This window comes from Hyphomonas oceanitis SCH89, from assembly GCF_000685295.1.
Taxonomy (GTDB): Bacteria; Pseudomonadota; Alphaproteobacteria; order Caulobacterales; family Hyphomonadaceae; genus Hyphomonas; species Hyphomonas oceanitis.
On sequence record NZ_ARYL01000019.1, the window covers coordinates 59,168 to 79,213 of the forward strand.

Annotated in this window: 16 protein-coding genes; 9 read left to right on the top strand and 7 right to left on the bottom strand. The window is 59.3% G+C overall.

Features of this window, described 5'->3' with window-relative positions; genetic code table 11:
- Position 1 precedes the first annotated feature (1 nt).
- From gspD to HOC_RS12910, 3 genes are all read right to left on the bottom strand, one after another.
- A complete protein-coding gene (gspD, locus tag HOC_RS12900; protein ID WP_035539252.1) occupies positions 2 to 1,945 on the bottom strand; it encodes a type II secretion system secretin GspD in 1,944 nt (647 codons plus the stop codon).
- A gap of 1 nt (position 1,946) precedes the next feature.
- Positions 1,947 to 2,810 carry a type II secretion system protein N gene (locus HOC_RS12905; RefSeq protein ID WP_035539254.1) on the bottom strand — a complete coding sequence of 288 codons (864 nt, stop codon included), beginning with the start codon at positions 2,808 to 2,810 and terminating at the stop codon, positions 1,947 to 1,949.
- A 252-nt stretch (positions 2,811 to 3,062) separates the two neighbouring features.
- Entirely contained in the window at positions 3,063 to 3,305 is a 243-nt protein-coding gene (locus HOC_RS12910) for a helix-turn-helix transcriptional regulator (RefSeq protein WP_051624852.1), read from the bottom strand.
- Positions 3,306 to 3,657: 352 nt separating this feature from the next.
- On the opposite strand from HOC_RS12910, the gene HOC_RS12915 reads away from it, so the two are divergent.
- Both HOC_RS12915 and HOC_RS12920 read left to right on the top strand, forming a co-directional pair.
- A complete protein-coding gene (locus HOC_RS12915; RefSeq protein ID WP_035539255.1) occupies positions 3,658 to 6,417 on the top strand; it encodes a hypothetical protein in 2,760 nt (919 codons plus the stop codon).
- A gap of 117 nt (positions 6,418 to 6,534) precedes the next feature.
- Positions 6,535 to 9,141, top strand: a complete 2,607-nt coding sequence (locus HOC_RS12920) for a TonB-dependent receptor domain-containing protein (RefSeq protein ID WP_035539257.1) — start codon at positions 6,535 to 6,537, stop codon at positions 9,139 to 9,141.
- Between the two features lie 76 nt (positions 9,142 to 9,217).
- Here the strand turns inward: HOC_RS12920 and purB are convergent, their stop codons facing one another.
- Positions 9,218 to 10,516, bottom strand: coding sequence for an adenylosuccinate lyase (purB, locus tag HOC_RS12925; RefSeq protein ID WP_035539259.1), 1,299 nt, complete (start codon positions 10,514 to 10,516; stop codon positions 9,218 to 9,220).
- Between the two features lie 185 nt (positions 10,517 to 10,701).
- On the opposite strand from purB, the gene HOC_RS12930 reads away from it, so the two are divergent.
- Together HOC_RS12930 and HOC_RS12935 are read left to right on the top strand one after the other, a co-directional pair.
- On the top strand, positions 10,702 to 11,667 hold the full coding sequence (locus tag HOC_RS12930) for a peptidoglycan-binding domain-containing protein (protein WP_241767015.1): 966 nt from the start codon (positions 10,702 to 10,704) through the stop codon (positions 11,665 to 11,667).
- Between the two features lie 51 nt (positions 11,668 to 11,718).
- Positions 11,719 to 12,420, top strand: coding sequence for a VIT1/CCC1 transporter family protein (locus tag HOC_RS12935; protein ID WP_035539262.1), 702 nt, complete (start codon positions 11,719 to 11,721; stop codon positions 12,418 to 12,420).
- 85 nt (positions 12,421 to 12,505) lie between these two features.
- Here the strand turns inward: HOC_RS12935 and HOC_RS12940 are convergent, their stop codons facing one another.
- Positions 12,506 to 13,723, bottom strand: a complete 1,218-nt coding sequence (locus tag HOC_RS12940; RefSeq protein ID WP_035539263.1) for an NADP-dependent isocitrate dehydrogenase — start codon at positions 13,721 to 13,723, stop codon at positions 12,506 to 12,508.
- Positions 13,724 to 13,755: 32 nt separating this feature from the next.
- Between HOC_RS12940 and HOC_RS12945 the strand changes: the two genes are divergently transcribed.
- Positions 13,756 to 14,601, top strand: coding sequence for an RNA methyltransferase (locus HOC_RS12945; RefSeq protein WP_241767020.1), 846 nt, complete (start codon positions 13,756 to 13,758; stop codon positions 14,599 to 14,601).
- Between the two features lies 1 nt (position 14,602).
- Here HOC_RS12945 and HOC_RS12950 read toward each other — a convergent pair whose 3' ends face one another.
- Positions 14,603 to 15,367: a crotonase/enoyl-CoA hydratase family protein gene (locus tag HOC_RS12950; RefSeq protein ID WP_035539265.1), complete on the bottom strand. Its 765-nt coding sequence runs from the start codon at positions 15,365 to 15,367 to the stop codon at positions 14,603 to 14,605.
- A gap of 157 nt (positions 15,368 to 15,524) precedes the next feature.
- Between HOC_RS12950 and HOC_RS12955 the strand changes: the two genes are divergently transcribed.
- The gene (locus HOC_RS12955; protein ID WP_035539267.1) at positions 15,525 to 16,718 is read left to right on the top strand and encodes an acyl-CoA dehydrogenase family protein; all 1,194 of its coding nucleotides are present in this window, start codon (positions 15,525 to 15,527) and stop codon (positions 16,716 to 16,718) included.
- A gap of 13 nt (positions 16,719 to 16,731) precedes the next feature.
- Positions 16,732 to 17,778: an acyl-CoA dehydrogenase family protein gene (locus HOC_RS12960; RefSeq protein WP_035539268.1), complete on the top strand. Its 1,047-nt coding sequence runs from the start codon at positions 16,732 to 16,734 to the stop codon at positions 17,776 to 17,778.
- 16 nt (positions 17,779 to 17,794) lie between these two features.
- On the opposite strand, the gene HOC_RS12965 is transcribed toward HOC_RS12960, so the two are convergent.
- Positions 17,795 to 18,754, bottom strand: a complete 960-nt coding sequence (locus HOC_RS12965; protein WP_156950481.1) for a LysR family transcriptional regulator — start codon at positions 18,752 to 18,754, stop codon at positions 17,795 to 17,797.
- 87 nt (positions 18,755 to 18,841) lie between these two features.
- On the opposite strand from HOC_RS12965, the gene HOC_RS12970 reads away from it, so the two are divergent.
- Entirely contained in the window at positions 18,842 to 19,420 is a 579-nt protein-coding gene (locus HOC_RS12970; RefSeq protein ID WP_035539273.1) for a hypothetical protein, read from the top strand.
- On the top strand, positions 19,417 to 20,046 hold the full coding sequence (locus HOC_RS12975) for a GNAT family N-acetyltransferase (protein ID WP_241767021.1): 630 nt from the start codon (positions 19,417 to 19,419) through the stop codon (positions 20,044 to 20,046). Before HOC_RS12970 ends, HOC_RS12975 begins: the two co-directional genes overlap by 4 nt.

Sequence of the window (20,046 nt, forward strand, 5' to 3'; positions counted from 1 at the left end):
ATTATTGTGGAGGCGGCGAGCTCAGAACCTCGCTGACGAAGGCGTCGAGCGAGTTCACCTTGTCGTCCTTGCCGTTCCAGAGCTCTTCTGCGCGGATAAACCGGTAACTGCGTGCGGTCACGTCGCGCGCGCTCTGGCGGTCACGGATAACCGTTGGGCGAATGAAAACCATCAGGTTTGTGCGCTTGCTGGCCTTGCCTTCCGACCGGAACAGACGGCCGGCGACAGGCACGTCTCCAAGGATAGGCACTTTCTCGTTTGCAATCGTGTCCGACTGCTGGATCAGGCCGCCGATGACGATGATTTCACCACTGTCGGCAAGTACATCGGTCTGGATCTGGCGCTTGTTGAAGATGAGGTCGGAGGTCGCCGTCGAGATGGCGCCGGCAATGCTGGAGACTTCCTGGTTGATCTCAAGACGCACGGCATCGTCAGACGAAATGCGGGGTGTTACATCCAGCCGCACACCGATTTCCTTGCGGTCTACCGTCTGGAACGGATTGGTGTTGTCGTTGCCGAGGACGGAGCCGGTAATGATCGGCACTTCCTGGCCGACGAGGAGGGATGATGTTCCGTTGTCGAGCGTCATGTTGAAGGGCTTGGAGAGTACGCGGGAATTTGTGTCGCTTTCCACCGCCGTCAGGATGGCACCAAAGAGCGTATCGCCGTCCTGTCCTCCGATGCCCACGCTGAGGCCGGTGAGGCCCAGCAGGGAGCTGACTGCGGAGGCTGCGAACGGATTGCTGTCGCCCGTGTTGAAAGGTGTATCGCCCGCGACGGCGCCTGCCAGTGCAAGCAGGTTCGGCGCCGACCGCGAATAGTTGGTGGAGGCGAAGGGCACGGTGGAATTGCCGGTGCCGCTGAGCAGGAACTGGAGGCCGAGCTCGCGCGCCGTGTCGTCCGACATTTCAACAATGATGGCTTCGACCAGGACCTGGGCGCGGCGTTTGTCGAGATCCTGAATGACGCGCTCCAGCGTCAGGAGGGTTTCGCTGGGAGCGTTGATGACGATCGAATTGGTCGGCGCATGGAAGGCAATCGTGCTGGGCGTGACTTCACCGCCGGTTTCAGCGCGGCGAAAGGCCATGGCGCCTGCGACCTTTTCAAGGATCGGGACGATTTCGGAGGCGTCGGCATTCTTGAGCGAGATGACGCGCAGTGTGTCCTCGACGCGGTCCGTCGAATCGAGCTGCTCGATCACTTTCAGGGCGCGGGCGATCGTGAGGTCATCACCGCGGATGACGATTGAGTTGCCTGTCTGTGAGGCAATGGCCTGGAAGTTAGAGGCGCCGGAGTCCTCGCCGCCATTCTTCTGCAGGGCCATCAGAATGGATTCCATCTCGCCTGACGGGATGTTCTTCAGGCCAATGGTTTCTGTCCGGGTCCGGTCCTCATCAATGCCCGCCACCAGCTGTCGGATACGCGGCATATTGGATTCATAATCGACGACGACCAGTGTGTTTGAGCGGGGGTTGGCGATGACCTGGCCCTGCGCATCGACGAGCGGCTTGACCATTTGGGCGGCTTCAAGCGCATTGAAATTGTTGAGGTGGATGATTTCCGTCACGAAGCTGTTGGCGCTGGAGGAGCGTGTACCGGCTTCGCTGACGGCGGACTGTTCCGGGATGATGCGGTAGGTGTTCTTGCCGGCAGGAACGGCTGTGAAGCCCTGGACGCGGAGCGTTGAGAGGAAAACCTCAAACACGCCTTCGCGCGTCAGCGGCGTGGAAGACGTGACCGTGACGCGTTTGCCCCGGACATCAGGGTGAACGATGAACGTGTAGCCGGTCACGATCGACACATCGGCGATCAGGGAGCTAAGCTCCACATCGTCGAAGTTCAGAACGTGGCGTGCAGCCGGAGGCGTGGCCTCGCCAGCCAGCCCGAAGGCGGGCAGGGCGGTCGTGGCCAGCAGGACGGCTGTAAGGCCGAAGCGGAAGTTCATTCTATTCTCCCTCGGGGAAACGAAGTGTGACCGGCACATCCGCGTTTCCGCGTCTGACGGTCATTGAAATCTCAGGCGCCCGGGCCAGTCGCTCTGTAAGGCTCTGAATGTCGATATCCTTGACCGGCGTTCCGTCCAGACTTGTCAGGATGTCGCCTGATTCAATTCCTGTGCCACTCAAGGCTGCAGACGAGGCAGGCGAGCTAAGGCGATATCCGACGAGGTTGCCGTCTTCCAGAACGGGTGCGACGTTAAGGGAGGCCAGCAGTGCCCGGTCTATCGTGGCAGGTCTGGATGTGACGACTTCCGGGCGTTGCTCGCCCTGGATCATGCCTTCCTGTCCGGGTAGGGAAAGGACAGCCAGCGTGTCGGTATTGCTCTCCATCATGAGCGTTTCGAGACCGCCCCCTTTGCGCAGCAGCACCCGGTCGGGCAGTACGCGGTCGAGCGTGACGCCATCAACGATCGTGTCGCCAGGGCCAAAGCTGCGCGCTTGCTTGTCCGACATCTGGATGATGGCAATTGCGGCCGCATCGGTTCCGTTCGCGCCGGATTCGCCTGTCACGGAACGAACGCCCTTCAGTTTGAGGTTCAGTGTTGTCGGGGGCGCGCTGGGCACAAGCGCGCTGCCAGATGCGGAACCGTCCGCGCGTTTGAAGTAATTGACCCTTGTGAGAATTGTTGTGTCGCCACGCGGGACGCGAGCATTTGCGGATCCCGATTGGGAAATGACGAATTGCGGAAGGGGCTTGCTGACCGCACCGGACCGGTCGATCGCAATCCACAGGATGCGCGCGACCAGCAAGCCGAGAAGGGCAACCAGCACGATATCAAGCACTATGCGTACGCGCGGCACGATATGCATTGTACTTGCTGTGAGTTTCGCTAGCGGGTTCATATATTACGCAAACAGTCTACTTCTGTAGTGATGTTAAGTATATTTATCGGCACTTCTGCGCCGTTTACCTTGCAAAAAGGAGGCGCGTTAACGGTTGATGCAGCAATCGGGCCACAGTGCCAAACAGATTTACAGTACATCATTGTAATGGTTGAGAACATGGCGCCCATTCAGCCATCAGTGACGCCGTCATTCTTTCCGTCGCTGCCGCCCGTATACTCAGAATAGCAGGCTGGCGGGCACATTCAGCGCCTCTGACAACCGACGAGCCGTTTTGAGACCGAAGGTCTGGCCGCGTTCGATTGCGGAAATATGATTTGGGCGAATACCGCAAAGCTCACTCAACTGGCTTTGAGTCAGCAGACGCAACTCGCGTATGACGCGAACGGGATGCTCACCCGCATCAATCCTGCGCTGCGCCTCGTCAGGAATCTCCGGTTCCGCTTTGGGAATTTCGGACATCGCCTTCTCAAGCTGTGAAACCTTTGTCTCAAGATCTATCAGCCGACCTTCCAGTCTATATAGCAAATCCTGGTCACTCACCGATGCAGCCCCTTAAATTGCGCCGTTGGCCCTGTCTTTAATGTCGGACGGATATTCTGAAATTAACGCGCTCACATGTCGCTTTCGCGAAAGTTTTATGACGTTCCCCGAGGTTAACAGGTGCAGCTGTTGCAGACGGCACGAAGGGCCGAACGGACTGTCTTTAAAGTGCAATATTTCCGTTAATTGAATGTCATGCCCCGCCGCTATTGAGCGCCTGACAGCCCGCGATTCAGTTGGGCTCGTTCGGTGGTTTCAACGAGGGGTTATCATGATTTTCCGCACTTCAGTGAGCGCGCTTGCGCTTTGCCTACTAGCTGCGTGTTCGCAGGGAAGCGACATCGCATCACCAGGGCCCAGCAATCCTGGCACACCTCCCGGCGGCGGCGGTGGTGGCGGCGATGGCGGCGGTGGCAGCACTGCAGAGTGCCCGACCGGATTCACCGAAGGCGACGCAGTTGGCGGCCTTACGACATGTAACCTTTCTGGAACATACCTTGCCGACTTGACGCTCCCTTATGTTGCGGGCGTTGCCTACGCGATCGACGGGCGGGTTGATATCGGTGTGGATCTTGGCGCAAGCGGAACGGCCACTAGCGGCACCGCTGCGACACTGACGGTCGAACCAGGCGTAACTGTCTTTGGTCGCTCGGGTGCAGACTACATTGTTGTTAATCGTGGTTCGGAAATCGATGCAGACGGTACTGCGTCCAACCCGATCATCTTCACCAGCGCGAACGATCTGGTGCGTCGCGCGGCCAATCCGGATGATTTCGGCGGTGACAACATTGGCGAATGGGGCGGCCTCGTCATTCTCGGACGCGCACCGATCAACCGTTGCCGTAATGCTGCAGCTCCCGGGACGGTCGATTGTGACAACGTCATCGAAGGCGTGAGCAATCCTGATGCGATTTACGGTGGCGCAGATGCTACCGACAGCAGCGGTACACTGCGCTACGTGTCGCTCCGCTTCTCTGGTTTCGCTATCGGCAATGGCAACGAGCTCAACGGCATTTCGCTTGGCGGTGTCGGATCGGGCACCACGATTGACTATGTGCAGGTCCACAACAGTTCGGATGATGGCATCGAGTTCTTCGGTGGAACGGTAAACGCCAAGCACCTTGTGCTGACCGGTAACGATGATGACTCGCTGGACACAGACAATGGTCTGGCAAGCAACATTCAGTACGTGGTCGTGAAACAGCGTGACCTCAGCGGCGACAACATGGTTGAAGCCAGCGGCGTACCCAGCGTGACACCTGCGTCTAATGCAAAGGTTTCGAACTTCACCTTCATCGGCAATGCCACAGGCAACGCCTTCCGCTTGAACACAGGAACGGTCGGTACTTATGTAAACGGGGTCGTGAACAACCTGTCCGAATGCTTCCGCTGGGAAGAATCGGCTGGCAACGGTACGGCAGGCTACCAGGCTGGCGTTGACCCGGCCTTTGCCTCGGTTCTGTTTGACTGTGCTGCTGGCCTTTCAACGGATGGATCCGATGCCGCAGCAGCAAGCGCTGCCGTCGCAGCCGATGCCAACAATACAACAACGGCAGGCAACACGCTCGCGGCCTCTTACTTCCCCGGCCCTAACGAAGCTGCTGTAACACCATTCAACACCGCGTCGCTTGGCTCGTTCTTTGAGCCGACCACATATATTGGTGCATTCGGCCCAGCGGAATCCGAGACGCAGAACTGGGCAAGTGGCTGGACATTCGGTCTATTCCCGGATCCGAGCTGCCCCGAAGGCACTGCAGATTCCGGTATCTCGATCGATGATCAGACGGTTTGCCGCATTTCCGGCACCATCCTCGATGACGTGCGCCTGACGCGTGGCAACTATTATGAAGTCGTGGGACGTCTCAATGTCGGCGTCGATGTCGGTGCCGATGGCAATGATGCAGGCGGCGACCCGGCTTCCCTGACCATCGAAGCGGGCGTGACCGTATTCGGCGGAAGCGGGCTGGACTACATTGTCGTCAATCGGGGTTCGCAGATCTTCGCGAATGGCACGAAGGAAAACCCGGTTGTCATGACATCCGAAGCTGATGTGACGGGCAACCAGGTCAACGAAGCCGAGGCTATCGGTGAATGGGGTGGCCTCGTCATCCTGGGCCGCGCACCCATTAACCGCTGTCGCAACGCCGCCACACCGGCCACAGTCAATTGCGACAACGTCGTTGAAGGTGTGAGCAATCCCGATGCTGTCTATGGTGGTGTTACGGCTGACGATAACAGCGGTTCGCTCCGCTACATGGTCCTGAAGCATTCCGGCTTTGCGCTGGCGCCGGGTAACGAACTGAACGGCATCAGCCTTGCTGGCGTCGGTTCGGGCACGACGGTGGATTATGTCCAGGTTCATAACAGTTCGGATGACGGCATCGAGTTCTTCGGTGGCACAGTGAATGGGAAACACCTGGTTCTTACCGGTAATGATGACGACTCACTCGATACAGACAATGGCTACGATGGCAGCCTGCAGTACGTTATCGTGAAGCAACGTTCGCTTGGTGGTGACAACATGGTTGAAGCCAGTAGCGTCGCCGGTGTCACACCAGCTTCCAATGCCAAGGTTTCGAACTTCACCTTCATCGGCAACAATTCAGGCAACGCGCTCCGTCTCAACACGGGCACGATTGGTACCTATGTGAATGGTGTCGTCAGCAACCTGTCTGAATGCTTCCGCTGGGAAGACTCCGCCGGCAACGGTGTCGCTGGTTACCAGGCCGGTGTCGATCCGTCCTTTGCCTCAGTCCTGTTCGATTGTGCCGCCGGCCTTTCAACGGATGGCTCTGACGCTGCAGCAGCAACCGCTGCCGTCGCAGCCGACGCCAACAATTCGACTGGCACGGCCAACACGCTGACATCGACCTTCGTCAACGGTCCAGCAGAAACGGCCGTCACGCCATACGATGTGACGGGCCTTTCGGGCGATCTTGAGCCTGTCGACTATATCGGCGCCGTCAAAGACACCACCGACACCTGGTGGCAGGGCTGGTCGTGCGGTCTCGAGGCCAGCGACCCTTGTTGAGTTGAGAACCGCCGGGACGGCCGCCTTGTGTGCGCGCCGTCCCGGCACTTCCCATTTTCGGCCGACAGGAAGGCTTGATTGAAAGCCCCTGAATTACGGCAAGCTAGGTTCAAATAAATGTCCAATATTCCAGTCAGATACAAATGGTTGCTGTCGACAGCGATCGCCTTGGCTTTGGTTCCTCTGGCCGTTGCCCAGGAGACTGGCAGCGCCAATGACGCTCCCGAAGACAGCCGCACACTCCAGACAGTCGTTGTTCGTGGTCAATTCATTCCGGAGCCACAACGTGAAACCTCCCAGGTCGCGACCTTCCTCTCGACCGAAGACCTGACACGCCAAGGCGACTCGAACGCCGCGCTCGCGCTGACGCGCCTCAGCGGTCTCAGCATTGTGTCGGGTAAGTTTGCCTATGTGCGCGGTCTTGGCGATCGGTATTCGTCGGCCCTGCTCAATGGTTCGCCGCTTCCAAGCCCTGAGCCACTGCGCCGCACCGTGCCGCTCGATCTGTTCCCGGCGAGCGTTCTCTCGGGTGCTGCCGTTCAGAAAACCTATTCCGCAAATTATCCGGGTGAGTTTGGTGGTGGCGTGATCGACCTCCAGACGCTTCGCCAGCCGGCAGAGAATTTCCTGACGATCAAGGCGGGCGTGTCTGCGAACACCGAGACCACGGGTTCCGACGGTCTCTTCGTTCGTGGAGGCGATCTCGACTGGTCAGGTTATGACGACGGCCTGCGGGACATTCCGGGTCCACTCGGCGCACTGCTCGCCTCTGGTGAGCGACTCAACGACCAGACACCGGCGCAGATTGAAATCATCGGTGAGAGCCTCGTCAACTCGCCACTGTCTGTGATCCAGCAGGGCAAGATGGATCCTAATCCAAGCGGTTCGGTTGAAGGCGGACTCATCCTCGACAAAGGCCAGTATGATATCGGTCTGATTGGCGTCGTTGGGTTTGACTCCGGTTGGACAACCAGAGACGCGACACGCCAATATGTTGAAGGCGGCGTTCTGGGCAGTGACCAGCGCCAATTGTCGACAGCGTATGACGCGACAATAAATGCACTCGGCTCTGGTTCGATCGGCTGGGGTGACAACGAAATCCAGGCCACGCTCTTCTATGTCCACACGACGACCAAACAGGCCGAGATCACAACAGGGACGGACTTCAACGCACCGGGCTCGACGGGCGAGATCTTTGATGAATCCTCGGGCTGGTTCGAGCGCGAGCTGAGCTTCCTGCAGCTGCGTGGCGATCACAAGGTGAACGGTATCGACCTGTCCTGGCGTGGCGCGTATGCCGTGTCCACGCGCGATGCGCCGTACGACCGTTCGCTGCGCCGCACACCAAATGCCGACGGTGAGCCACTCTATTCCACCGCAAATAACTACGGCATCCTCTTCTCCAATCTTGAGGACAAGATTGGCAGCTTTGGGGCTGATGCGTCCTATACGGTCGATATTGGCGATGCGCGTGAACTGGTCATGTCCGGTGGCTTCGATGTTGCGTCGACCGAGCGTAGCTATGACTTCCTGTCGCTGCGCTTTGTTGGGGGCAACGCGATTCCGCTTGATGTGCAGCAGGCGCGTCCTGACTATCTGTTCTCGCCGGACAATATCGGGCCAGGACGTTTCGTCCTGCAGGAAATCACGACACCGAACGATTCCTATTCGGCTGGCCTCGACGTGAATGCTTTCTATGTCCAGACGGATCTCGACATTCTCGACTTCGTGCGGGGTACGGTTGGCTTCCGCTACGAGGACGCTGAAGAAACGGTCAAGACATTCGACCGCTTCGGGAACCAGGGTGCTGGCGATGTGAATCTCAGCAATGACTATGTCTTGCCGACGTTTACGCTGACATGGAACTTTGCTGACGACCTGCAGCTACGCGCTGGCTACTCGCAGACGATTGCCCGTCCGCAATTCCGTGAACTGGCCTTGTCCTCGTTCATCGATCCTGAAACCGACCGGGTTTACCGCGGCAACAGCGGTCTCGTGGACAGCGAACTGAAGAACTACGACGCGCGTGTCGAATATTACCTTGGGCGCAACCAGTTCATCACTGCTGGCGCCTTCTACAAGGACATCAAGAACCCGATCGAGGAAGTGCAATACTCAACGGCTTCATTCGTTTTCGAAACGACCTTCATCAACAGCCCGAAAGCCGAGCTATATGGTGCGGAGCTGGAGTATCGCACGAATTTCAGCATGCCGATTTCGAATGCATGGTTTGATGCACGCGAGTGGCTTTTCTCTGCCAACTACACCTACACCTCTTCTGAAGTGCAGGCTCAGGATGGCGATCAGGTGTTCGACCCGATCTCGCGTTCGCGTCGTGATGCTGCCCTGTTCGGCCTGGATGGCTCCGATCTTCAGGGGACGCCACAGAATATCCTGAACATGCAGTTCGGCTGGGAGAGCGATGTTGACCAGTTTACGCTGCTTCTTGGCTGGGTTGATGACAGGATCCTTCAGCGCGGCTTTGGGATCGGTGCTGCAGCCCTGCCGGACGTTGTCGAGGAGCCAGGTGTCCAGCTTGACCTGGTGTTCAATCGCACACTCACGCTCGGCGGCCGCGACGTGGAGCTCGGCCTGAAAGGTCGTAACCTGCTCGGCACGAAACACTCGGAGTATCAGATGACCCAGGGCGATGTGGGGCGCACCGAGTTCAATACTTACGAGCGCGGAACGACAATCTCAGCGAGCCTGTCGACCACGTTCTAGATTTGTAGCGTACCTAAAAGAATACCCTGCGAAGCACTCCGCTTCGCAGGGTATTTTTATGCCAGTTTTTAGCGGGCTATGCCGCGCCGAAGACGCGTTCGAAAATCGTGTCGACGTGCTTGAAGTGGTATTCGAGATCAAACAGGTCTTCGAGTTCTTCATCCGTCAGTTTGGCTTTGACGTCGGGATCGGTCTTGAGCAGGTCGAGCAGGTTGCCTTCGCCGCGCCAAGTGCGCATCGCGTTGCGCTGGACGAGTGTGTAGGACTCCTCGCGGCTGACGCCATGTTCAACAAGGGCCAGCAGGATGCGCTGCGAATTGTGCAGGCCGCCCATGCTGTCGATCGTGCGCATCATGTTTTCCGGATAGACGACCAGGTTCTCTACAACGTTCGCCAGGCGATGAAGGGCAAAATCCAGATGGATTGTTGCATCCGGGCCGATGCCGCGCTCGACGGAAGAGTGCGAGATGTCGCGCTCGTGCCACAGGGCGACGTTCTCGAGGGCTGGCGTGACCGCCGACCGGACGAGGCGGGCAAGGCCCGTCAGGTTTTCCGTGAGGACCGGGTTGCGCTTGTGCGGCATGGCCGACGAACCCTTCTGGCCGGGCGAAAAGAACTCCTCGGCTTCCAGCACTTCGGTGCGCTGCAGGTGGCGCACTTCTGTCGCGAGGCGCTCGACGGATGAGGCGATCACGCCGAGCGTGGCGAAATACATGGCATGACGGTCACGCGGGATGACTTGAGTCGAAACCGGCTCGATGGCGAGGCCGAGTTTGGAAGCCACGTGGGCTTCGATCTGGGGGTCGATGTTAGCAAATGTGCCAACAGCGCCGGAGATGGCGCAGGTTGCGATTTCCTCGCGGGCAAGTTCCATACGGGCACGGGCGCGCTTGAACTCGGCATAGAAGGTGGCGAGCTTGACGCCGAACGTGGTTGGTTCAGCATGGATACCGTGGCTGCGGCCGATCGTTGGGGTGAATTTGTGCTCGCGGGCGCGTGTTTCGATGGCCTTCAACACGCGGTCGAGGCCCCCAAGCAGGAGGTCCGCGGCGCGCACCATCTGGACGTTGAGACAGGTGTCGAGCACGTCCGACGAGGTCATGCCCTTGTGCAGGAAGCGCGCTTCCTCGCCGACATGTTCGGCGACGTTCGTGAGGAAGGCGATGACGTCATGTTTCACTTCGCGCTCGATGGCGTCGATGCGGTCGACTTCGAAGGCGCCCCGCTCGCGAACGGCCTTTGTAACGCCTTCAGGGATGATCCCCAGGTTTTCCATGGCTTCAGCGGCGAGTGTTTCGATCTCCAGCCAGATGCCGAAGCGTGTTTCGGGAGACCATATTTCGGCCATTTCGGGACGGGTATAACGCGGAATCATGGGAAGCCTCTCTGCTTGTGTGGCCCGTATAGCCCGGAATCGCCCGATTGCCAGTGCCAGCGCGCCGCAGAAGGCTTGTTCGCGCCTTACCTGAACAGGCTGGCAGGTCAGGCCCGGCTGGGTTAAAACGGATTCAGGAACATACGATCGGGTGGGGTTGCCGACCGCAGCCAAGGGGAATGATGATGAAAAGACTGCTGTGGACCACAGCCCTGGCCATGACGCTGGGAGGCTTCGCGAGCGCACAGGGCGGCGCGGAGTATCCACCGACATCCGATACGGGTTCCTGTTTTGCGCGCGTATTGATGCCCGAGACCACAGAGGTCGTGACCGAACAGGTGCTGGATGCGCCGGAGCGGACGGAGATCAAGGTCATCCCGGCAGTCTATGAGACCTATACGAAGGAGATCATGGTGAAGGAGGCCACGACGGCCTACACAGTGATCCCCACAGAATACGACACACAAACCGAGCAGGTTCTTGAATCGCCGGAGCGGATCGAGACCGTCGTCATTCCCGCAGAATATGAGACCTATTCCGAGAAAGTGCTGATCCGGCCTGCTTATACGACATGGAAGCCCGGAGCAGGCCTCTATGGGCGCAATGTGACGGCGGCCAGCGCTGATGCAAGCTCGGTCGTATCGACGGGCGAGCTGCTTTGCCGCGTCGAGGTGCCCGCGCAGTATGATGAGGTGAAGCGGACCCGCCTGCTTCAGCCCGAGCGCACCGAAACGAAGATCATTCCGGCAAAATACAAGACAGTTACCAAGCAGCTGGTGAAGACGCCCGCTCGCGTTGTTGAAGAGGCCGTGCCCGCTGTCTACGAGACGCTTTCGCTGCAGAAGCTCGTGACGCCCGCGCAGGAGCAAACAATGGTCATTCCGGCCAGCTACAGGACCGTTGAGAAACGTGTTGTGACCGGTGGTGGCAGTGTCGAATGGCGCGAAGTGCTTTGCGACACGAATGCCTCGGCAGCGAAGATTGCGGAAGTGCAAAAAGCGCTGACGGCAAAAGGCTACAAGGTGCCTGCCGACGGTGATTTCGGGCCAGCAACGCTGAAGGCCATGGAAGCCTACCAGCGCGCAAACGGGCTGCCTGTTGGTTACCTGACGGTGAGTACCGTAGAATCACTAGGTGTTTCCGTCGAATAGCGACCTATAAGGTCATGCTCAGTCACACACCGCTTGCGGCAGAGGATAGTCATGGCCCGGTCCCATCATCATATTGAGCGCCATCTCGTGTCACGCATCGGCTGGATGCGTGCGGCTGTGCTCGGTGCCAATGACGGCATCGTATCGACGGCCAGCCTCATCATCGGCGTCGCTTCGGCATCGGCAGCTCAAGGGGATATCCTGATTGCCGGTGTCGCGGCGCTTGTTGCTGGCGCGATGTCGATGGCGGCGGGTGAATATGTGTCCGTGAGTTCGCAGTCGGATGCGGAGCAGGCCGATCTTGCGCGCGAGCGGAAGGAACTGAAAGACGGACCGGCGGCGGAGCATGCGGAACTTGCGGGTATCTATGTCGAGCGGGGGCTGACTCCTGACACGGCAAAAGAGGTCGCGCGGCAGCTGATGGCGCATAATGCGCTGGAGGCCCACGCGCGCGACGAACTCGGCATTACGGACCTGACAGCGGCAAAACCGGTACAGGCGGCATTCTCATCGGCTGTTTCGTTCATTGTTGGTGCGGCGCTGCCGCTGGCGCTGGTCTGGCTCGTCCCGTTGACCAGTCTGATCTGGGTTGAGGCTGTCGCCTCGCTTGGCTTCCTGGCGCTTCTGGGCGCAGTAGGTGCGCGGGCGGGTGGCGCCGATATGCTGCGGCCGACCATACGTGTGACATTCTGGGGCGCTCTGGCGATGGCGATCACTGCCGGTATTGGCCATCTTATTGGCGGCGTCATCTGAGACCGGCAGTCTCATATTGTTATAAAAAAGCCCCGGCACCTTTTGGCGCCGGGGCTTTTGATGTTTTAGCGCTGGAGCGCAGGTCTTATGCCTTCGACATCTCGGCTTCGAGGTTCTGAGCGACCTTCTCGATAAAGCCTTCGGTCGTCAGCCATTCCTGGTCTGGACCGACGAGGAGCGCGAGATCCTTGGTCATGTCGCCAGCTTCGACTGTTTTCACGATGACCGATTCCAGCGTCGCAGCGAACTTGCTGACTTCCGGTGTGCCATCCATGCGGCCGCGGTGGCTGAGACCTTGCGTCCAGGCGTAGATCGAAGCGATCGAGTTCGTCGAGGTGGCTTCGCCCTTCTGGTGGTTGCGGTAGTGGCGCGTAACGGTGCCGTGTGCAGCTTCCGCTTCGACCGTGTTGCCATCGGGTGTCATCAGAACGGAGGTCATCAGCCCGAGCGAACCATAGCCCTGTGCGACCGTGTCGGACTGGACGTCGCCGTCATAGTTCTTACAGGCCCAGACGTAACCGCCGGACCATTTCATGGCGGCTGCGACCATGTCGTCGATCAAGCGGTGTTCGTATGTGCCGCCAAATTCCTTGAACTTGTCAGCGAATTCCGCGTCGAACACTTCCTGGAAGAGGTCCTTGAAGCGACCGTCATAGGCTTTCAGGATGGTGTTCTTGGTCGACAGATAGACCGGCCATTTGCGCTGCAGGCCATAGTTGAAGCTGGCGCGGGCGAAGTCGCGGATCGACTGGTCGAGGTTGTACATACCCATCGCGATGCCGGCTTCAGGGAAATCGAATACTTCTTTTTCGATTTTTTCGCCGTTCTCACCGACCCAGGTCATGGTGAGCTTGCCCTTGCCGGGAACGAGGAAGTCAGTGGCCTTGTACTGGTCGCCGAAAGCATGACGGCCGATGACGACTGGCTTGGTCCAACCTGGAACAAGGCGCGGTACGTTCGAGATCACGATAGGCTCACGGAAGACGACGCCGCCGAGGATGTTGCGGATCGTGCCGTTTGGCGACTTCCACATTTTCTTCAGCTTGAATTCTTCGACGCGCTGTTCGTCGGGCGTGATCGTGGCGCATTTGACCGCGACGCCATACTTCTTGGTGGCTTCTGCAGCATCGACGGTGATCTGGTCGTTGGTCTCATCGCGCTTCTGGATCGAGAGGTCGTAATACTTCAGGTCGATATCCAGGTAGGGATGGATCAGCTTGTCCTTGATGAGCTGCCAGATGATGCGGGTCATTTCGTCCCCGTCCATCTCGACAATCGGGTTCTTGACCTTGATCTTCGCCATGTTTTGAAATCCTTGCGGTTGGAGCTATTGGAGTGGCCTATAGCAGAGCGGGTCGCCGCGTCAAAACAGGTTCCTACATGTCAGATCAGCGCAGACCATGCGTCATCCTCCATTCTCCCCAACTTGGTGAAAACATAGGCGCTGCCGCCCGTGTCATGCGCAATTTCGGGCTGACCGATCTGCGGCTTGTCAGCCCGCGCGATGGGTGGCCCAATCCGGCAGCCGATACGATGTCAGCTGGCGCGTTTGATGCGGGTGTGGTCGTAAATGTCCATGAAACGCTGCAGGATGCACTGGAGGGGGTGACCTATCTCATCGCGGCGACGGCTCGGCTGCGCGGTATCGAAAAGCGCGTGACGGATGCAGTGGGGGCGGCAGAGGCCGCTTTCGGGCGCTCGGGAGGTGATGGCAAGGGCATTGCCGCGGTCATGTTCGGGGGCGAGAAGGCCGGTTTGCCGAACGAAGCCGTGGCATTGTCGGACCTTTTAATGACCTATCCGGTGGATCCCGACTTCAAGAGCCTGAACCTGGCGCAGGCTGTGTGCGTGTTCGTGCATGAGTGGGGCAAGTTGAACGCAGCCGAAAACCCGTCAAACTTCCCGTCTCAAAATCAGGTCAAACCCCTAGAAATCCCTTCGATGCCCGATGCAAACCCATCGACGCGCGATGATGTGTTCCGGATGTTCGAGCATTTCGAGTTTGAACTGGAGCGGGCCGGCTATTTCTTCCCACCGGAAAAGACGCCGCTGATGAAGGACAATCTGCGGTCAGCACTGATCCGAGCTGATTGGACGGAACAGGAAGTGCAGACTTTCCGCGGCGCGATAAAAGCACTGGCCATCGGCCGCGGAAAGGCACGTGTCGTTCGAGAGGACTAGGCTATTTGCCTTTCCAGACCGGCGCCCGCTTCTCGATGAAGGCGCGCGGGCCTTCCTTGAAGTCTTCCGTGGTGACAAGGCCTGCGAAGGCGGTGCCGCTGGCTTTCCAAAGTTCATCGTCGCCCTTCTTGAGCGCATCCACGGTGACTGTGCGGCTTGCCTGAACGGCGAGCGGGGCGTTGGCCATGATGCGGTCGGCTAGCGATGTCGCCTCGGCCATGACGTCGGCTTCCGGGACGACCTTGTTGACCATGCCGAGTTCATAAGCGCGCTGCGAGGAAAGCGGATCACCTGTCAGGATGACTTCCAGTGCCATGGGCATGCCGATGACGCGGGGCAGGCGGAAAAGGCCGCCAGCACCGGCTACCAGCGAACGCTTCACTTCAGGCAGGCCGAAATTGGTTGTGTCGGCGCAAACGATCATGTCGCAGGAAAGGGCGATCTCCGTACCGCCGGCAAGGGCGCTGCCGGTAATGGCGGCGATGAGCGGCTTGGTGCGCTCGCGGCGCGCGATCCCGGCAAAGCCGCCTTTTTTGGTGCTGAGCGCAGCGCCATTGCCTGCGCTGATTTCCTTGAGGTCGGCGCCGGCGCAGAAGGCCTTGCCATTGGCGGTGAGGATAGCGACCCAGAGGTTCGGGTCTTCCTCAAATTTGTCGAGTGCAGACTCGATGCCCTGGGCCATCACGCCGTTGATGGCGTTCCGGGCGTCCGGGCGGTTCAGGGTGATGATCGCAAGGTGGCCCTTGGTTTCGAATTCGACTGACATCTTGGCATTCCTCCAAATTGATTTTGGTCAGACTAGGAGGGGTTACGCAGCGTCTGCCAAGCGGAAAGACGACTGATGTCGTTAAAGGCGAAAGCGCCTCTTGGCGGACCCAAGGGAAGGCCTGCCAAGGTCGCCAAAAATAACGGAGACATGTCCAATGGACCTTTCATTCAGCCCGGAATACGAGGCCTTCCGCAAGGAAGTGGCGGATACACTCGCTGCCAATGCCCATCTCGCGCCGACGCCGGAAGACCGGGGCATGAAGAATGCGAAGCGGCAAGCCTGGCAGAAACTGCTGATCGAGAACGGCCTCGCGGCGCGCACCATCCCGACTGAATATGGCGGCTATGGCGCCGAACCGGATATTCTGAAGTCACGCATAATTGCCGAAGAGTTTGCACGCACCGGTCTCCCACGGGCCATGTCGAACCAGGGCATCTCCATGCTTGTGCCGACCCTTCTGGAACTCGGCACCCCCGAACAGAAGGCTGCCTATATCCGGCCGACCCTCCATGGCGAGATGATCTGGTGTCAGGGCTATTCGGAGCCGGGCGCCGGATCGGACCTTGCTGCGCTGCGCACGGCCGCGGTGAGCGATGGTGACGATTATGTCATCAATGGCAGCAAGATCTGGACGTCGACGGCCAAGCAGGCCGACATGATCTTCTGTCTCGTCCGGACTGATCCGAGCGCCAAGAAGCATGAAGGCATTTCCTATATCCTGTTCTCCATGGATACGCCTGGCATCGAGGTTAGGCCGCTGGTCGACATGACGGGCACGGCGAATTTCAACGAAGTGTTCTTCACCGATGTGCGCGTGCCGAAGAGCGGCATTGTATTTGCCGAGAACAAGGGCTGGCAGGTGGCCAATGCCACACTGACGCATGAGCGGGGTATGCTGGGGGACCCGAACGCGACCAAGGCGCGCCTGGTCGAACTCGTGGAGCTGATTAAGACGGAGCGCGTGAACGGCGAGCGGCTGATCGACAATCCGATCCTGCGCGATCGTTTGCTGAAGCTTCAGGGCGAGGTCTATGCAATGCAGGCGAACGGCTTGCGTATCACGACGCACAATCTGAAAAAGGAAAGCGCTGGGCTCGCGGGACTGGTCGTCAAGCTGATGGGCTGTGACTTGAACCACGAGATTGCGCGGCTTGCGATCGATGCGCTTGGCGAGCTTGGCATCATGTATGAAACGGGCGAGCATTTGCGCGCGGATGGTTCGTGGCAGTCACGTTACATGTATGACCTTGGTCTGATCATTGGTGGCGGCACGGCGCAGATCCAGAAAAATATCATTGCGGAGCGAGGCCTCGGCCTGCCGCGCGAACCCAAGCTGGCCAAGGCCTGAGAGGAGAAGACCGATGGAGTTTGCACTCTCTGAAGACCAGCGCATGTTGCAGGATAGCCTGAGTGGCTTTCTCAAGGATGCGGCGCCGCTCGACACGATCCGCAAGATTGCGACGGGTGATAAAGTTGCAGCCGACGCACTGGTAACAGGTCTCGATGATTTCGGGCTGTCGGGCCTGCATGTGGCTGAAGATCATGGTGGCTTGGGGCTCGGCCTGCTGGACGCCTGCCTTGTGCAGGAGGCGCTGGGATATGCTATCGCACCAAGCCGTTTCATGGCGACAACTGTAACGGCTCATGCTCTGCGGCATGCGGGCGATGCGCACCTGCCTGCCATTGTGGCCGGCGAGATGCGGATGGGACTTGCGCTGACGGAACTCTCATCGCGGCGCGATGGCGCTGGGGTGACGGCTGAGAAGGGCAGGCTAAGTGGTACGTCCCTGCTCGCACTTTCAGCTGAAGAGTCCACGCACATGCTGGTGGCAGATGCGGCCGCCGGACTGCACATTGTCGAAACGCCAGATAATGTTTCTATGCAGACGATAGACCGGACGCGGGTGTTTTCGGAAGTCAGGTTTGCAGGGGAGGAGAGCGAAGTTTCCCTGAAGCCAGACGATGAAGCTCTGGCGGTGGCCCGCCTCCTTGCAGCGGCCGATACGCTGGGCGCAGCGCAGGCCATGATTGACAAGGCCGTGGCCTACGCGGCAGAGCGCCAGCAGTTTGGGCGTGTGATTGGGTCGTTCCAGGCGGTGAAACACATGTGCGCCGAGATGGCGGCGCGTCTGGAGCCGTCGCGCGCTCTGATCTGGCATGCCGCGCATGCTCTGGATACGGGTGAACCTGAAGGTCTTGTGATGGCGACGCTGGCGAAATCGCATCTCGCCGAGGCGGGTACGTTTATCGCCCGCACGTCGACAGAAGTGCACGGCGGGATGGGCTTTACCGATCTTGTCGGTCTGCACTACTGGTTCAAGCGGATTGGGGCAAACCGGCAGCTCTTTGGTAGCCCGGAACAGTGCCGGATGGACGCGGCGCGCCTTCAAGGCTGGTTGGCAGCCTGATCGGCTGCGTGCGCACTTAGGCGCCTGAGCCCGCTGCATCGGGTCGGATCAGGGTTTCACGGAACCAGAGCGCTTCGCGCGGATCAAGCGATGCTTTCAGCCAGTCTATGACGGCCTGTCCGCGCTCCAGGCGGCGGATACGTTCCGTATAGGTCATCCAGAACTGGATTGAGGCGACTTCTGGCAAGGCGAGAGGCACAAGCTGGGGATAGGCGGCGCCGATATAGGAGGGCAGGATGGCGATGCCACCATCGGCGAGGCATAGCGAAATCATGGCGGCCGCCGAGTTCGTGACCAGTGCAAAAGACATAAGCTGGCGCGCCAGGTATATGCCATTCGCCCAGCGCTCTGACTGGTTGATATAACCTTCATGCAGCAGGCAGCGATGGCCATGGAAGTCCATCAGGGTCGCGGGGTGGCCGTGGCGTTCCAGATAGGGCGCCGTGGCAAAGCATAGATAGTGCACAACCCCCATGCGACGCCCGATCAGCTCGCTGCGCGTTGGGCGCTCGAACTGGATCGTGATGTCTGCTTCGTTGTTGAGTAGGTCCGGGCTGGCCTCTGATACCGTCAGAGTGAGTTCGATGCCCGGATGGGCGCTTTGGAAATCCGGCAGGCGTGGGGCCAGCCAGTAGGGGCCGATTCCGTCGCCGGTGACGAGGTGTACAGGACCGGTATCCGGCATATCGCTGTCGGAAACGTCATTGTGCGCTGCTGAGACAATATCGGCCATGACATTGGCATGCCGTAGCAGCATCTGGCCAGCAGCCGTCAGGTCGACGCCGCGTGTAGAGCGTTTCAGCAGCTCTGTGCGAAGGGCTGCTTCCAGTTCGGTGATGCGACGACTGATCGTTGGCACGGAACCGCCGAGCCGTTCGGCAGCCGCAGACATGCTGCCCAGCTCCGCCACTGTGCGGAAGATACGGATCCTGTCCCAGTCAAATGTCTCCGCGAGCACGCGTGTGTTCCCTTTCACGGGTGTAAGTCCCCGTTTCACCAGTTGGTAAAGCCACGCGGCGATGCCTGTGGCATCACACAAGTACGCTTGTAGTGGTAAACAGATATGAACACAATCACAAATAGTATATCGGCGCGTGGCGTGATCGATCTTGATCGCGTTGCGGCCAAGGCGGCGGAATTTGGATTTCGCCGGGGGACATTTTCCGAGCTGGAACAGGGCGTTGCTGTGGCGGAGGCCCTGATGCAATCAAAACTGGCAACGCCCGAAGCGATTGGCGAGATGGATTGGATCACCGGCATGACAGCCTGGGTGACGGGCGATCCGGTGGATGGGATATTTCTGTCGCTGCCACTGACGCCGACTGGCGAAGCAGCCGTGCGAAACGGGACATATGCGCCAGCCTCGCCTGATCCCGCGCATTTGTGTTCGGGCGGGCAGGGATGTTCAGCATTTTATATAGGCGTCTACGCAGGCGCCAACCGCGACGCCCGACGGAAGGTGATGACGGCCGCAGCGGTAATGCGCGTGGAGCTGTTCAGCGCCTATCCATGCTTCGCGCGCGGCGCCACAGAAGACGGGCGGCGTTCAATGGACAGCCTAGGCTTCAAGCCCTTCGAGGGCGGGTTGCCGGACTTGTATGTTCAGGAAGCCTTGGACCAATCGGGATGGGCTGCAGCATGACAGAACTCCCTGTCATAGGCGCGCAAGTGCTCTGCCGACGGGTACCGGACGACGCCTTCGAGCGATACTCAGCGCGGCCTGTCAGGACGCTGGAAGACTATCAGAAGATGGCGGCTATCAGGGCGGCCGTGTTCATGTCGGAGCAGGACTGCCCCTATGAGGAGGAGTTCGACGGGAACGATCTTTGTGCCACGCACTTCCTCGTCTTCGATGGTCCGCAGCCGGTTGGCACGTTGCGGATGCGCTGGTTTGCCGGGTTTGCGAAGCTTGAACGTGTGGTCCTGTTGCGCAGCCAGCGCGGTCGGCCCGCGCTGCAGGTGATGCTGGCAGAGGCGTTCGAACTGGTTGCCCGCAAAGGATATACGATGATGATCGCCCAGATACAGGCGCGGCTATGGCCGGTCTGGTCGCGCACTTTCAAGTGCCGCATCGTGCCCGGGCGGCCGCGTTTCTGGTTCTCGGACTATGAATATATCGAGATCGAAATCCCGGTGCCGCACCACCCGCAAGCGCTCTCGGCAGATGAAGACCCGATGGTCATGATCCGACCGGAAGGGCTGTGGGACAAGCCGGGCGTGCTGGATGCATCTGTCGGGCGGTCAGGCCAGCCGGATGTCGCCGCCTGA

Coding starts and splice junctions, on each gene's coding strand:
- gspD (WP_035539252.1), bottom strand. CDS start 1,945: ATGAACTTCCGCTTCGGCCTTACAGCCGTCCTGCTGGCCACGACCGCC.
- HOC_RS12905 (WP_035539254.1), bottom strand. CDS start 2,810: ATGCATATCGTGCCGCGCGTACGCATAGTGCTTGATATCGTGCTGGTT.
- HOC_RS12910 (WP_051624852.1), bottom strand. CDS start 3,305: ATGTCCGAAATTCCCAAAGCGGAACCGGAGATTCCTGACGAGGCGCAG.
- HOC_RS12915 (WP_035539255.1), top strand. CDS start 3,658: ATGATTTTCCGCACTTCAGTGAGCGCGCTTGCGCTTTGCCTACTAGCT.
- HOC_RS12920 (WP_035539257.1), top strand. CDS start 6,535: ATGTCCAATATTCCAGTCAGATACAAATGGTTGCTGTCGACAGCGATC.
- purB (WP_035539259.1), bottom strand. CDS start 10,516: ATGATTCCGCGTTATACCCGTCCCGAAATGGCCGAAATATGGTCTCCC.
- HOC_RS12930 (WP_241767015.1), top strand. CDS start 10,702: ATGAAAAGACTGCTGTGGACCACAGCCCTGGCCATGACGCTGGGAGGC.
- HOC_RS12935 (WP_035539262.1), top strand. CDS start 11,719: ATGGCCCGGTCCCATCATCATATTGAGCGCCATCTCGTGTCACGCATC.
- HOC_RS12940 (WP_035539263.1), bottom strand. CDS start 13,723: ATGGCGAAGATCAAGGTCAAGAACCCGATTGTCGAGATGGACGGGGAC.
- HOC_RS12950 (WP_035539265.1), bottom strand. CDS start 15,367: ATGTCAGTCGAATTCGAAACCAAGGGCCACCTTGCGATCATCACCCTG.
- HOC_RS12955 (WP_035539267.1), top strand. CDS start 15,525: ATGGACCTTTCATTCAGCCCGGAATACGAGGCCTTCCGCAAGGAAGTG.
- HOC_RS12960 (WP_035539268.1), top strand. CDS start 16,732: ATGGAGTTTGCACTCTCTGAAGACCAGCGCATGTTGCAGGATAGCCTG.
- HOC_RS12970 (WP_035539273.1), top strand. CDS start 18,842: ATGAACACAATCACAAATAGTATATCGGCGCGTGGCGTGATCGATCTT.
- HOC_RS12975 (WP_241767021.1), top strand. CDS start 19,417: ATGACAGAACTCCCTGTCATAGGCGCGCAAGTGCTCTGCCGACGGGTA.